At 63.9% G+C, this 14298-nt stretch carries 14 protein-coding genes; 4 read left to right on the top strand and 10 right to left on the bottom strand.

Annotated elements, in window-relative coordinates:
* The first annotated feature begins 142 nt into the window (after positions 1–142).
* The 4 genes from aqpZ (at position 143) to JCM7686_RS21040 (ending at position 4202) form a co-directional block, all read left to right on the top strand.
* Complete coding sequence (aqpZ, locus tag JCM7686_RS21055) at positions 143–829, top strand: aquaporin Z (protein ID WP_020953036.1); 687 nt, start codon at positions 143–145, stop codon at positions 827–829.
* Positions 830–1052: 223 nt separating this feature from the next.
* Positions 1053–3011: an oxidoreductase gene (locus JCM7686_RS21050; protein ID WP_020953035.1), complete on the top strand. Its 1959-nt coding sequence runs from the start codon at positions 1053–1055 to the stop codon at positions 3009–3011.
* Positions 2980–3630 carry a helix-turn-helix domain-containing protein gene (locus JCM7686_RS21045; RefSeq protein ID WP_020953034.1) on the top strand — a complete coding sequence of 217 codons (651 nt, stop codon included), beginning with the start codon at positions 2980–2982 and terminating at the stop codon, positions 3628–3630. Before JCM7686_RS21050 ends, JCM7686_RS21045 begins: the two co-directional genes overlap by 32 nt.
* A 110-nt stretch (positions 3631–3740) precedes the next feature.
* Entirely contained in the window at positions 3741–4202 is a 462-nt protein-coding gene (locus JCM7686_RS21040) for a hypothetical protein (RefSeq protein WP_041528297.1), read from the top strand.
* A gap of 170 nt (positions 4203–4372) precedes the next feature.
* On the opposite strand, the gene JCM7686_RS21035 is transcribed toward JCM7686_RS21040, so the two are convergent.
* From JCM7686_RS21035 to JCM7686_RS20990, 10 genes are all read right to left on the bottom strand, one after another.
* Positions 4373–5401 (bottom strand): trans-3-hydroxy-L-proline dehydratase, encoded by a 1029-nt coding sequence (locus JCM7686_RS21035; protein ID WP_020953032.1) that lies wholly within the window; start codon positions 5399–5401, stop codon positions 4373–4375.
* Position 5402: 1 nt separating this feature from the next.
* Positions 5403–7073 (bottom strand): cis-3-hydroxy-L-proline dehydratase, encoded by a 1671-nt coding sequence (gene lhpI / locus JCM7686_RS21030; RefSeq protein WP_020953031.1) that lies wholly within the window; start codon positions 7071–7073, stop codon positions 5403–5405.
* On the bottom strand, positions 7073–8077 hold the full coding sequence (locus JCM7686_RS21025; RefSeq protein ID WP_020953030.1) for a 4-hydroxyproline epimerase: 1005 nt from the start codon (positions 8075–8077) through the stop codon (positions 7073–7075). Before JCM7686_RS21025 ends, lhpI begins: the two co-directional genes overlap by 1 nt.
* Before the next feature lie 7 nt (positions 8078–8084).
* Entirely contained in the window at positions 8085–9308 is a 1224-nt protein-coding gene (locus JCM7686_RS21020) for an NAD(P)/FAD-dependent oxidoreductase (RefSeq protein ID WP_020953029.1), read from the bottom strand.
* Positions 9305–10030 (bottom strand): amino acid ABC transporter ATP-binding protein, encoded by a 726-nt coding sequence (locus tag JCM7686_RS21015; RefSeq protein WP_020953028.1) that lies wholly within the window; start codon positions 10028–10030, stop codon positions 9305–9307. The genes JCM7686_RS21020 and JCM7686_RS21015 overlap by 4 nt, the downstream gene beginning before the upstream one ends.
* The gene (locus JCM7686_RS21010) at positions 10023–10676 is read right to left on the bottom strand and encodes an amino acid ABC transporter permease (protein ID WP_020953027.1); all 654 of its coding nucleotides are present in this window, start codon (positions 10674–10676) and stop codon (positions 10023–10025) included. Before JCM7686_RS21010 ends, JCM7686_RS21015 begins: the two co-directional genes overlap by 8 nt.
* Before the next feature lie 12 nt (positions 10677–10688).
* Positions 10689–11354 (bottom strand): amino acid ABC transporter permease, encoded by a 666-nt coding sequence (locus tag JCM7686_RS21005; RefSeq protein ID WP_020953026.1) that lies wholly within the window; start codon positions 11352–11354, stop codon positions 10689–10691.
* A gap of 67 nt (positions 11355–11421) precedes the next feature.
* Complete coding sequence (locus JCM7686_RS21000) at positions 11422–12231, bottom strand: ABC transporter substrate-binding protein (RefSeq protein WP_020953025.1); 810 nt, start codon at positions 12229–12231, stop codon at positions 11422–11424.
* Positions 12232–12624: 393 nt separating this feature from the next.
* Positions 12625–13068 (bottom strand): DMT family transporter, encoded by a 444-nt coding sequence (locus tag JCM7686_RS20995; protein ID WP_020953024.1) that lies wholly within the window; start codon positions 13066–13068, stop codon positions 12625–12627.
* 99 nt (positions 13069–13167) lie between these two features.
* A complete protein-coding gene (locus JCM7686_RS20990) occupies positions 13168–14295 on the bottom strand; it encodes a PLP-dependent cysteine synthase family protein (RefSeq protein WP_020953023.1) in 1128 nt (375 codons plus the stop codon).
* Between the last annotated feature and the right edge of the window lie 3 nt (positions 14296–14298).

Below are 14298 nucleotides of genomic sequence, written 5' to 3'. Positions count from 1 at the left end.
TCAGCTTTCGATTGCAACGGCGCGAGCTTGCAGATTCTTGAGGCAGGACGCTCTTAAAGGTGGTAGATTATCGTTGCAGATCAACGCCTGCACGCCCGATTTGCCGATTTGGCAGGGGGCGGAATTTTGATGGAGTTCTCCCATGCAAAAAAGTCTGGCAGCAGAAGCCCTCGGGACATTCTGGCTTGTCTTCGGGGGCTGCGGCAGTGCGATTCTGGCTGCGGCATTCCCGGCGCTCGGCATCGGCTTTACCGGTGTCGCTTTGGCTTTCGGTCTGACGGTGGTGACGATGGCCTATGCCGTCGGCGGCATCTCGGGCGGCCATTTCAACCCTGCGGTTTCGGTCGGCCTGACCGTTGCCGGACGCTTCCCGGCGTCGCGTCTGATCCCCTATATCATCGCCCAGCTGATCGGCGCGATCCTTGCGGCCGCCGCGCTCTATGTCATCGCCACCGGCAAGGCTGGCTTTGAGGTCGGCGGATTTGCTGCGAACGGCTATGGCGAGCACTCGCCCGGCGGCTATTCGATGCTCTCGGCGCTGGTGATCGAGATCATTCTGACCGCCTTCTTCCTCATCGTCATTCTGGGCACGACCCATGGCCGTGCGCCCGCAGGCTTCGCGCCGCTGGCCATTGGTCTGGCGCTGACGCTGATCCACCTGATCTCGATCCCGGTCACCAACACCTCGGTTAACCCGGCCCGTTCGACCAGCCAGGCTCTGTTTGCGGGCGGCTGGGCGATTGGTCAGCTCTGGCTCTTCTGGGTGGCGCCGATCGTCGGGGCCGTCATTGGCGCGGTGATCTGGAAAGTCGTGGGTGAGGACGATTGATCGCGTCTCCTCTTTGATTGCGCGAAGGCCCGGAGCGATCCGGGCCTTTTCCTTTTCGCCCAACCTCGGCCAAGAATTGTGTTCAGATTGAAATAATCATGTTGATTTTTTAGTCAGGCTGATTTCTTCTCAGGCGGACGTTCATGGTCCGACGGCCCGCGCGGGCTTTGGGTTTCGGGCCGGGACGGCGCGATCAGCAATCCCGAAGGCAGCCAGTCGACGCATGACCCATCCCGTTTTCCCCCATCTGTTCCAGCCGCTGACAATTCGTGGCGTCACGATCCCGAACCGGATTCTCTCGACCGGACATGACACCTGCCTGCCGCATCATGGGCTCGTGAACGATGAATATATCGCCTATCAAGAGGCGCGCGCGAAAGGCGGGGTCGGGCTGATCGTGACCCAGGTCGCGGGGGTGCATGAGACCGCGCGCTATACCTCGCATCTCATCATGGCCAACAGCGACGCCTGTATCCCAGGTTATCGCAAACTCGCCGAGGCCTGTCATGCCCATGGCGCGGTGGTGATTTCGCAGCTCTTCCATCCGGGGCGCGAGATCATGGAAAGCGCCAATGGACTGCTCGCCGTGACCTATTCGGCCTCGGCGGTCCCGAATGAGCGCTTCCGGATGATGCCGCGCGCCATGCCGAAAGCGCTGATTGACGAGATCGTGCAGGGCTACGGTGACGCCGCGCGGCGGATGCGGCAGGCCGGGCTCGACGGGGTCGAATTCGTCGGCTCGCATGGCTATCTCCCGGCGCAATTTCTCAATCCGCGCATCAACCGGCGTCAGGATGAATATGGCGGCGGGCTGGAAAACCGCCTGCGCTTTCTGCGGGAATGTCTCGCGGCGATGCGGGCGGCAACCGATGAGGATTTCGTCATCGGCCTGCGCCTGTCGGCCACCGAGAAGGATGAAGAGGGGCTGACCCATGCCGAGACACTTGAGGCGATGCGCGCGCTCGAGGATCAGCTCGATTACCTGAATATCACTGTCGGGACCTCGGCTTCGCTTGGCGGCGCGGTCCATATCGCGCCGCCGATGGCCTTTCCGGCGGGCTATGCCTCGGCGGAGGCCAAGGATTACAAGGAGGCGCTGAAGATCCCGGTTTTCGTGGTTGGCCGGATCAACCAGCCACAGGAGGCCGAGCAGATCCTCGCACGCGGCGAGGCCGATATGGCCGGGATGACGCGCGCGCTGATCTGTGATCCGGCGATGCCGGGCAAGGCCGATGCCGGGCGGCTCGACGATATCCGGGCCTGCATCGGCTGCAATCAGGCCTGTATTCACCATTTCCACCGCGGCATGGGCATTTCCTGCATCCAGAACCCGGAATCGGGGCGCGAGCTCGTCTTCGGCACCCATCCGGTGGCGGCCAAGGCGCGGCGGGTCATGGTGATCGGCGGTGGGCCAGCCGGGCTTAAGGCGGCAGCCATCGCGGCCGCGCGCGGCCATGCGGTCACGCTGTTCGAGGCGGGCGCGCAGCTCGGCGGGCAGGCGCTTATGGCGCAGTTGGTCCCGCAGCGCGCCGAATTTGGCGGGATTGCCACCAATCTCGCCCGCGAATGCGTGTTGGCCGGGGTCGAGATCCGTCGCAATGCCCGCGTCGATGCCGATCTCATCCGTGATTTTGCCCCGGATGCGATCATCCTCGCGACCGGCGCGCGGCCCTATATCCCGTCCTATGAAAGCGACGGCGCGATGCAGGTCGTGACCGCTTGGGAGGTGCTGACGCGGCAGGTCAAGGTCGGGGCCAAGGTCGTCGTGACCGACTGGCGCTCGGATTGGATTGGCCCGGGTGTCGCGCAGCTTCTGGCGCGCGAGGGCTCTTCGGTCGAGCTTGCAGTCTCGGGCGTGCATATGGGCGAGACCGTTCCGCTTTACGTTCGCGATGTCACGGCGGGCGAGCTGCACCGGTTGGGCGTGCGGGTGACGCCCTATGCCCGGCTTTACGGCACCGATGGCGATAGCGTGTTCATGCAGCATATCGCCTCGGGCGAGCCGATTGTCTTCGAGGGCATCGAGACGCTGGTCCTGTCGAATGGCCATCTGCCGGTCGATGATCTGTCGGGAGAGATCGCCGCCATGGGGATCGAATGCCATCAGATCGGCGATTGCATGACGCCCCGCACCGCTGAGGAAGCGGTCTATGAGGGGATGGTGGCTGGCCGTGCCGTCTGATCCGGGCCTCGAGGCAACCGCAGAGGAGCAGCGGCCGAAAGAGGTAAGGCCCGCAGCCGCGACCCATCCGATTGGTGAAAAGCTGCGGTTGCGGCGCAAGCTGCGCAAGCTTTCCCTGCGCGAGGTCTCGGAGCGGGCCGGGGTCTCGATCGGGCTGCTCTCGCAGGTCGAGCGCGGGCTGACCATGCCGTCGGTGCGCTCGATGCATGCGATCTGCGCGGCGCTCGACATGCCGGTCTTTTGGCTTTTCGAGACGCAGGACGATCCCGCAATCGAGGAAAGCGCGGTCATCGTGCGCCATGCGGCGCGGCGCAAGTTGCATTATTCCGACAATGGGTTGCGCAAAGAGATCCTGACCCCCGATACCGTGCCGCAGATCCAGATGCTGCGCTTCACGCTCGACCCCGGCGCCGACAGCGGCGAGCCCTATCGCAGCGAAACCGGCGGGAAATGCGGGCTGGTGACGCAAGGGACACTGGGGCTCGAGGTCGAGGGGCGGCGGTTTTTGGTCAGAACCGGCGACAGTTTCGCTTTTCCAGCCTCAAGCTGGGTGAGGTTCTGGGCTGAAGGCGAGCATCTGTGCGAGGTCATCTGGGTGGTCTCTCCGGCGACGATCTGACCTGCTTTCGCGACACAAAGCCGCGCCCTGTTCGCAGATGGTAGTGAAGGGGAAGCAAGCTGCCTATGTTGAGGCAACTTGCCCCCCAACCAGCCAAGGACGCGCGACGGATGCCCCCTGCCAGCGACGAAAAGCCTCTGCATCAGAACCTGCGGCCGCGCGGGGTGATTGCGGCGGCGGTGGCGATTGCCGGGATCGGGATCGGCTGGTGGGTGCTTGGCAAACATGAAGAGCGCGGGCTGAGCCCCGTCGAGATCGAGGCTCTGGGGACGCTGCCCTCGGGAGAGGGCGTCGAATTTGCCAGTGGCGAGGTGCTGACGATGATCGCCTCCTATCGCAGCCGCGACGGCAAGCTTTGCCGCAATTTCGAGACCCATCGCCAAGAGCATATCACCTTCGCCGTCGCCTGCCGCGCGCCGATGGGCTGGCACGCGCAATTCGAGGCGAAGGTCGTGGCGCAAGGCGAGATCTATCTGCCCGACAGCGGCTCGATCGAAGAGATGCACGCTTTCCTCGCGACGCTCGGTCCGATCCTGTCGCCAGCGGATGAGGCGCGGGCGTTGGCGCAATAGGCTCGGATCCGGACCTGCGGCAATTTGTTCTATGTCAGTGCGCGCGCGGTCGCGGCAAGTTTCACTCATGCCAGACCAGAGCTGGTCTTCGTGACTGACGGGTCCAGTCACGACTTCGCGTCCCGCACCGTCCTCCCGGTTGCGGGACGCTTTCCGTTTCGCCTCGGGGCCTAGCGCGCGCCCCAGGTGTCGGTCAGGCGATAGCCCTCGGGCCAGGGATCGGCGGGGTCGAGCATATGCTGATGTACCCCGGTGATCCAGGCGCGGCCCGAGATTTCGGGCAGGATCGCCGGAGTTTCGCCCACCTGCGTCTCGCCAAGGATGCGCCCGGTGAAGGTCGAGCCGATCAGCGAAACCGTGGTCAGGCGATCCGCCGGCGTCATCTCGCCCCGCGCATGCAGGACCGCCATCCGCGCCGAAAGCGCCGTGCCAGTCGGCGAGCGGTCGACCTTGCCGGGCTGGATCGCGACGGCCGCCCCTGCGCGCAGCTCGTGGCCCTGGCGCTCGACCGGGCCTGCGAACAGCGTGAAGGAATAGTGCCGCCAATCGGGGTTGGTCGGATGGTGAAAGCCGATTTGCTCGGTCGCGGCATTGGTGATGCGCACGCCCAGACGCGCGATGTCATGCGCCTCGTCCGGGGTTAGGGCAAAGCCAAGCGCACGGGCATCGACCATGGCGAAGCTGTCGCCGCCAAAGGCCGTATCGACGTTCAGCGTGCCGAAGCCCTCGACCTCCAAGGGCACATCAAGGCGATGGGCGAAAGAGGCGATATTCTGGACAAAGATCCGCTCGGCCTTGCCATTGCGGCATTCCGCGCGCACCCGCACCAGACCGCCCGGCGCTTCCAGCACCATTTCTGTCACCGGCTCTGTCATCTCGATAATGCCGCTGTCGAGAAGCACAGTCGAGACGCAGATCGAATTCGAGCCCGACATGGGCGGCGTGTCCTCGGGCTCCATGATGATCCAGGCGGCATCGGCCTCTGGGTGCTTCGGGGGCACGAGCAGGTTCACATGGCGAAAGACACCGCCGCGGGGCTCGTTCAGGACGAAGTTCCGCAGCCGATTGTCTTTCGCGATCCAGCGCGATTGCTCCCAGATCGTCTTGCCGGGGGGCGGGGCGACGCCGCCGACGATGACATCGCCGACCTCGCCTTCGGCATGACAGGAAATCACATGGATCGTCTTGATGCTGCGCATTTTATCCTCTCAACCAATGGGGCAGGCCGGGGGCGTGGCCGGTGACGGCGGCTTCGACGCAATCGGAGAGACTGCCAAAGCGCACGGCCCGGCCAGAGAGGCCGGGGCCGTAATGGGCATATTTGCCGGAATTGGTGATGAGGGTCCGGGTTTCGGGCGGAAAAACCGGCTCGGTGATTGAGCACCAGCAGATATCCGAGACGATCCGCCCGCCCAAGGCTTCCAACTCGGCGGCGGTGCCATCCGCGCGTAAATCGCGCAGCACTTGCGGGCCGACGGTCACGACCAGATGAACGCCCGGCGCGGGGCGGCGGCCCGCCATGACGCGCAACAGCGCGCGAGTTTCCTCGGCTGAGAAATGCGGGCTGCCGAAGGCGGCAAGCTGGATCTCGTCGGGGCCTTGGTTCAGCTCGGCCCAGATCCGCGCGAAATCGGTGCGGGTGACGTGGATTTCGTCCGCGCCGGGGCGAAGCGGCAGATCGGCCTCGGGCGTATGTCCCGCGACATGCAGCATCGGCGCGGCAGAGGTCGTCCCGAACGCGCCGCAGAGCGCCTTCAGGTCGTCGCGGCTCGCGCTGAGGCTTTCGAGGCCAAGGATCAGCGGGATGCGGTCGGGCGCGATCTGGCCCGCAAGATAGCCCATCATGGGCCAGAAGGCATCGTCAGCGCCCGCAGGCGGATCGACCCGGATCACGCGGGACGGGTGGCGGTTTTCGGTGAGGTAAACGCCCGAGCGCGGCGCGCGCCCGGTCATGGCGATCAGCAGGTCGAGGAAATCGGGGTGTTTCACCGTCCGCGCCCCAATCACCGTATTGGCGAAAATCACAGCATTTGACTCGGCCCAAGCGATGTCTTCGCCCTGAGCCGGGGCGCTGTCGAGCAGATAGGGCGCGCAAGTGAAGGTCGGGCGCGCACCCATGCGGGTATAGGCATCGGCAAGGCGGCTGGCTGGCGTGCCGAAACTCGGCGGCACGCCTTGGGCTTGCCAGTTTTGCCGATCGACCGAGATCGCATTCATCGTCGTCGGCACCCGGACCTTCGCGCCCATATCCGCCATTTTCTCGGCAAAGATGCGGTTTGCGTCCGAGGCATAGATGCAGCCGTCGATATGGACTTGGCTCACGTCGATCAGCTCGCGCGCGCCTTGGATCGCGGCCATGGCAAGGATGATCTCCATCGCGAGCTTCTCGGGGCCACTGCTGGCCAGCAGCGCGCGGTCCTGATCCGAGAGCGCCAATTCGGCGACGGGCAGGGGCGCGAGTGGGATCACCAGATCACCGGCGCTGAGCGTGGTTTCAGAGATCACCGCCTCTGGGCGCGCGGCGAGGGCTGCGAAATCGGGCTCGGACAGGCGCAGGACTGGCAGAGCGTTACCAAAGAGGCGATCCGCAATCATCGCGCCGAGGGTCAGAATATCCTCGGGGCCGGAAAAGACCAAAGCGGCGGGGGCGTGACCCGAAAGGATCAGCTCCAACAGCACGCCCGAGCCGGTGCAAGACCCGCGCGAGGTCGGCATCATCACCACCCGCCCGGCAAGGCTTTGCCCGTGCCAAGGATGATGGGCATCGATGACGCGACCCGAGGCGGGATCGACCCCGCCCCAGAAGCTCAGGCCCTCATCGGCGGCCAGAACCGCGCCCGAGGCACGGCCCGGCAGGATCGCAAGGCCCATCACTTCACCACGAAGCCATGCGCGAAGGGGTCGCGCTCGGCGTCGATATAGATCGTGTTGAGGCCGGTCTGGCGTGCCCAACCGGCGATCGAGGGGATGATCGCGGGGAGATTGGCGACGGTGGTCGCGGCCTCGACCCGGCCCTTGAAGATCGAGCCGATGATCGATTCATGCCAGAACTCATCGCCGACCTTCAGCTTGCCCTTGGCGGCAAGCTGCGCCATCCGCGCCGAAGTGCCGGTGCCGCAGGGCGAGCGGTCAATCGCCTTGTCGCCGTAAAAGACCGCATTGCGCGCATCGGCGCCTTCGACGGTCGGCGCGCCGGTCCATTGAATATGCGAAAGCCCGTTGATCGCGGGATGTTCGGGGTGGATGAATTCGTATTTCGCATTCAGCGCGGCGCGCAGTTTCGGGGAAAAGCCGATGAGCTCTCCGGCGGTGAAATCCGCCATGTCGCGGAAATTCTTCTGCGGCTCGACGATGGCGTAAAAGTTGCCGCCATAGGCCACGTCGACGACGATCTCGCCCAAGCCTTCAACCTCGGCGGTGAGGCCCTCGGAATGGAGAAAGCCCGGCACATTGGTCAGACGGACCTCTTCGACGTAGCGGCCCTCTTGGCGGTATTCGATGTCGACCTTGCCAGCAGGGGTCTCGATGGACAAACGTCCGGGCTCGCGCGGGGTGATCAGCCCGTTCTCGATGCCCATGGTGATCGTGCCGATGGTGCCATGACCGCACATCGGCAAGCAGCCCGAGGTCTCGATATAGAGCACGGCGACATCGCAATCAGGCCGCGTCGGCGGATAGAGGATTGAGCCCGACATCATGTCATGGCCGCGCGGCTCGAACATCAGACCGGTGCGGATCCAGTCGAAGTCACGCAGGAAATGGGCGCGCTTTTCCAGCATATTGGCGCCTTCAAGGCGCGGCGCGCCACCTGCGACCAGACGCACGGGATTGCCGCAGGTGTGACCGTCGATGCAGGGGAAGATATATTGGGTCATGGTTGCCTCAGAAACGCGCCGGAGAGAAGGGCGCAAGGTCGATCCCGGGATTGAGCCCGGTCAGAAGGTCGGCAATGATCTTGCCGGTGCCCGCGGATTGGGTCAGGCCGAGATGGCCGTGACCAAAGGCGCAGAGCGTGTTCGGATGGCCCGGCAAAGGGCCAATGGCGGGCAGGCTGTCGGGCAGTGAGGGGCGGAACCCCATCCATTGCTTGCCGCCCGAGGTCTTGAGGTCGGGCAGGAACATCTTGGCCTTTGTCAGCATTGCCTCGGCGCGTTTGAAATTCGGCGGAAGCTTCAGCCCGCCCAGCTCGACCGCGCCGCCGACGCGGATGCCGGAATTCATCGTGGTGACGACAAAACCGTGGCCGCCAAAAGTGATCTGGGTGCGCAGATCGAAGGCATCGGCGGGCAGGGTGGTGTTATAGCCACGCTCGGTTTCAAGCGGGATCTTCACGCCCTGCGTCCGCGCCAGCAGATGCGAGAAGGCGCCCGCCGCCAGCACGACCCGGCCCTTGAGGCGTCCGGCGGTGGTCTCGACACCGTCATCGGTCAGAGCGGTCGCCTCGGCAATGAGGATCTCGCCGCCCTTGGCCCGGAAGCGCTCGGCCAGAGCCAGCGTGTAATCCTTGGGATCGGAGATCGAATACCAGCCCGGCGTGAAGGTCGCATGGGTGAAGCGGCGATCAAGACCCGGCTGGATCTCGGCGATCTCGGCGGGCGATGTCAGATGATTGAACTCGATCCCCTGCTGGGCGCGCGCCTGCCACCCCGGCAGCGCGTCGCGAAACGCCGCTTCGCCCTCATAGACCTCAAGCTGGCCGTCGCGGCGCAACATGCCCAAAAGCTCGTCGCGCTCCAGTGCGGGCTCGAGCGCGGCTTTGGAATAGGACATCATCGCGGTCTGGGCGAAGGTCGAGGCGCGGACCTTGGCGGGCCAACTTGCGCGCCAGAAGCGCAGCATCCACGGCGCGATCTTCAGCGCATAGGCGGGCGGAACCGACAGCGGTCCCAGCGGGTCCAGAAGCCATTTCGGCGCCTTGCGGATGATCTTGGGTGAGGCGAGCGGGAAGATATCGGTGAAGGCAAAGGCCCCGGCATTGCCCGCCGAGGCCCCGGCCGCCGGGCCCTCGCGGTCGATGACGCGCACATGAAGCCCGCGCGCCTGTGCGGCCAAAGCGGCGCTGAGGCCCACGACCCCCCCGCCGATCACGATGACTTCGGTGGTCATTGCCGGGTGCTCGACAGGAATTGCTGAGTTTCCGGGTTCTGTGGCGCGCCGAAAAGCTGCTCGGGCGGCCCGATCTCGGCCATGACGCCTTTGTGGAAGAACGCGACCCGGTCCGAGACCTCACGCGCGAAAGCCATCTCATGGGTGACACAAATCATGGTCATTCCCTCTTCTGCCAGCATTTTCAGCGTGTCGAGGACCTCGCCGACCAGTTGGGGATCAAGCGCCGAGGTGACCTCGTCAAACAGCATATAGGTTGGCGACATCGCCAGCGCACGGGCAATCGCCATGCGCTGCTGCTGCCCGCCCGAAAGCCGCGAGGGATAGGTCTTGAGCTTGTCGCCAAGGCCGACATGGGTCAGCTGCCGCACGCCGATCTCTTCGGCCTCGGCCTTCGAAAGACCCAGCACCTTGCGCGGCGCAAGCGTGACGTTTTCCAGAACCGTCAGATGCGGAAAGGCGTTCCATTGTTGGAAGACGATGCCGATCTTCTGGCGTAACTTGTTGAGATCTGTGGACTTTGCGTGAACCTCGGTGCCTTCGACAAGGATGCGGCCGGAATCGATCGGCTCTAGCCCGTTGATGCAGGTCAGCAGCGTCGACTTGCCCGAGCCGGAACCTCCGATGATCGTCACCACTTCGCCCTTCTGGACGGTCAGGTTGATACCCTTGAGCACCTCGAGCTGGCCAAAGGATTTGCGGACATTCTCGATCTCAATCATTGGACCACTTTCTTTCGAGATAGCCCCCGAAGCGGGCAATCGGGAAACTGATAAGGAAATAGATCGCGCCGCAGATCATCAGCAGGAAAAGCGGCTCGTTCATGCGGGTGATCAGGATCTGCGTCGATTTCAGCAGCTCGATCACCCCGACGATATAGACGAGCGCGGTGTCCTTCATCACGCCAAGCGTCAGCCCGATCCACGAGGGCAGTGAAACCCGCGTCGCCAAAGGCGCCACGATATAGCGCATGTCTTGCCACCAGCTCAGCCCCAGCGAGCGCGCGGCGCGGCGCGTGGTTGCGGGCACCGCCTCGATGCCGCCGCGCACGATCTCGGCGCAATAGGCCGAGGTGTAAAGCGACAGCACCACGCAGGAGGTCTGAAAGGGCGACCAGCCGAGCTTGAGCACGGTCGATTGCAGCGCATTGAAGAGGATCAGCTGGATCAGCAGCGGCACCGAGCGGAACCAGTCGAGCACCAGCGTCAGCGGAGCTGACCAGAAGGCACCAGCCTGGTAACGCAGAACCCCGAAGATCACGCCAAGCAGGCTGCCCGCGATCACTGAAATCGCGGTGACAATCAGCGTCCAGCCCGCGCCTTTGAGCATGAACAGCAGATCGGCAGAGGTGAAATCCGTTCCAAACATTTTACACCCCCATCAATAGCGGAACATGCGCCGGCTGATCAGCCAGGCAAGGAACGTGACGAGCTTGGTCATCACATAGAAGATCACCGCCGCCAGCGCGAAGAATTCGAAGGTGCGGAACGAGATCGCATTGAGCTTTTGCGCAATCCCGGCCAGATCGGTCTGCATCCCGACCGTGATGCCAAGCGAGGTCATCAGGATCGACCAGACGAGCTGGTTGGTGATCGTCGGATAAGCGATGCGCAGCATCTGCGGCACGACGATCAGCCGGAAGGCCTGGTTCGAAGTCATTCCGAGCGAGCGCGCGGCCCGGGTCTGGGTCTCGGGAATGGCCTTGAGCGCGCCGCGGAAGTTCTCGGCCAGATAGCCCGCATTGTTGAAGGCGATCCCGACCAGAAGCGAGAGATAGGGGCTCAGATGGATGCCAAAGGCGCCAAGGCCGAAATGGACCATATAGATCTGGAAGAGCGCCGGGGTGTTCCGGGCAATCTCGACCCAAGTCGCGGCGATGCCGCTCAAGGCCTTGTTGCCGGACCGGCGAAAGGAGGTCAGGACGATGGCGCAAAGGATGCCGACGATCATCGCGATCAGCGCGATTTGCAGGGTCACAAGCGCGCCATGCAACATGTCGGGCAGCGCCTTAAGCGCTTGGTTCCAGTGGAATTTATAGTTCAGCATGGCCGTCTCACTGCGCAGGGGAAGCGAAGTGGCGGCGCCCGGTCAGGCGCCGCCCGCGACGGTCAGATCAGCGATAGACGCCGGGGATGGTCAGATTGGCAGGCTCACCCTCGCCGACCCATTTCTTGTAAAGCTCGGCATAGCGGCCGGTCCGGACCTGCTGGTTGACGAAGAGATTGAGGTAATTCAGCAGCCCGTATTCATCGCGGTTGGTGAAGAGCGCGACATAATCGGGCACCATCGGCGCCTTGTCGACGATCTTGATCCCCGCGAATTTGCCCGATTTCACGTTGGCATTGGCGACTTCGGTGGTCGAGACCGTCGCATCAAGTTGGCCCTGCGACAGCGCGAGGAAGACATCGGCCTGGGTCTGATAGGGACGGAATTCGCCGGTGCCCCATTCCTTGACCTTGCCCTCAAGCCAGATCGCCTCATAGGTGCCAGCGGTGGCGCCCACGGTCTTGCCCTTCATGCCTTCCCAATTGGTGATCCCCGACTTTTCATTGGCGGTGACCGAGTTTTCAAAGGCGTAATAGGGGATCGAGAGCCCGATGGTCTTGGCCCGCTCCAGCGTGTCCGAGGTCGAGGCAACGCCCACATCGACGCGGCCCGACATCAAGGCCGGGATTCGCTCGGGGAAGGGCGTCTCGACGATTTCGGCCTTCACGCCCAGAGCGGCGGCGAGATCGTTGCAATAATCGACATCGAAGCCGATCGGGTTGTTGTTCTCGTCGCGCGAGCCCATCGGCGGGAAGTCCAGCACGACCGCACAGCGCAGCGTGCCAGAGGAAATGATGTCGTCGAGCTTGTCGGCATAGGCGGCCGACGAGGCAAGTGTTGCGGCGGCAAGGCCCGCGGCAAGATAGCTCAGTTTCATGGTCATCCCTGTCATGTTGTTATGTTTGATTCGTCATGTGTCGACTATGAGTCGGCAACTGGGGGTCGATCAACCAAAATATTACTTGTATGCACGATCTGCTGGCAAACGAAATCGCACACCCAGTTCCAGCCGTCCCGGCTGGGCCCGGGTCACCTGTCGCGTCGCGGATAGAGCCGAGCTGGTGAAAACCCGGGGAATCCGCGCCACTCTCGGATCATGCACCCGTTTCCAGGGCCTGCCTACAACTTTCGGATTGCGCCCCCTCAACCCAAGATATCAGCCATTCCCCGGTCAAATCCGGGCAATGTCAGGGAAGGTTGAGGGGATTTCGCGCCGGGGGCTGGCGGTGTGGGGCCGCACCGTGGCCCGGCTTCTCACGCGCTCTGCGGCTTAGAAGCGCGACAGGACCAGCCCGCCCGCGACCATCAGCGCGGCACAGATGCGCGGGATCGAGACCTCGCGCACCGGCAGACCGAAGGCGCCGATCTTGTCGAGGATGATCGCGGCGAGCATCTGGCCAAGCGCCAAAGCGCAGATCGCGGTGACGACGCCCATGCGCGGCATCGTCCAGACGATGGTCCAGACATAGAAGGCGCCGAGCAACCCGCCGGTCCAGAGCTTCCAATCTTGCCGGAAGGCGGTGGCAAAGCCGCGCCCGTCTCCGGTCGTGACGGCGGCAAGGGTCAGCAGGGTGAAGCCCACGCCAAAAGAGATCGCGGCGGCAACCAAGGGCGATTGCACCGCACGCCCCATGGCCGCGTTGATTGGCGCCTGAACCGAGATACAGGCCCCGGCAAGGATGACAAAGATGACCGCGACGATGGTGGACTGCATGGCGTTCTCGGGCTGGGGATGTTCTGCCGGGCTGGCGCGGCGATTCTGCCCGAATTCGCGTGCGACCAAAAGCCGCAATCGACGGGCGCGCGCGGCGGCTCAGATCTCGACGGGCATCCTGAACTCGCCGCTGTCGAGAAAATGCTCGATGCGCGCGACCCAAGGGGCAATGTCGAACCCGTTGGCCACCAGCCAGTCGGGGTTGAAATAGCTGCCGGAATAGCGGTCGCCGCTGTCACAGATCAGCGTGACCAGCGAGCCCGCACGGCCCTCGCGCATCATATTGGCCGCAACCCAAAGCAGGCCGAAGAAATTCGTGCCGGTCGAGCCGCCGACGCGGCGAAAGAGCCTGCCCGAAAGCACATGTGCCGCCGCGATCGAGGCGACATCCGGCACGCGGATCATGTGATCGACGACGCCCGGAATGAAGGAGGGCTCGACCCGCGGCCGCCCGATGCCCTCAATCCGGCTGCCGGGTGCGGTGCGCTCCATATCGCCGGTTTTCCACGCCTCGTAAAAGGCCGAGCCCTCGACATCGACGACGCAGAGCCGGGTGGTGAGGTTCTTGTAACGAATATAGCGCCCGATCGTGGCCGAGGTGCCGCCGGTGCCGGGGCTCATCACCACCCATTCGGGGACCGGATGCTCTTCCTGCGCCATCTGCGCGAAAATGCTGTCCGCGATATTGTTGTTGCCGCGCCAATCGGTCGCGCGCTCGGCATTGGTGAACTGGTCGAGATAATGCCCGCCGGTCTCGGCCGCGATCTGCTGCGCGGTGGCATAGACCTCGTCCGGGCGCTCGACAAAGGCGCAGCGCCCGCCGAATTTCTCGATCGCCTCGATTTTCGAGCGGCTGGTCGAGCGCGTCATGACCGCGATGAAAGGCAATTTCAGCAGATGGGCGAAATAGGCCTCGGAAACGGCGGTCGAGCCTGACGAGGCCTCGACCAGCGTCGTGCCTTCGCGGATCTTGCCATTGCAGATGCCATAAAGGAACAGCGAGCGCGCCAACCGATGCTTGAGGCTACCGGTCGGATGGGTGCTTTCATCCTTCAGATAGATCTGGATGCCGGTCAGCCCGGTGAAAACCGGATTGACCAGATGGGTATCCGCCGAGCGCCGCCCGTCGCCTTCAAGGATCCGGATCGCGCCCCGTGCCCATTCGCGGCTTTGGCAAGCGGGCAGGGCTTCGAGATCGGGACAGCGGCAAGGAAGCTCGGCGGGCATGGC

Source organism: Paracoccus aminophilus JCM 7686, assembly GCF_000444995.1.
Taxonomy (GTDB): Bacteria; Pseudomonadota; Alphaproteobacteria; order Rhodobacterales; family Rhodobacteraceae; genus Paracoccus; species Paracoccus aminophilus.
The sequence above is the reverse complement of the archived record's forward strand: the minus strand, read 5'-3'. Positions and strand labels throughout refer to the sequence as shown.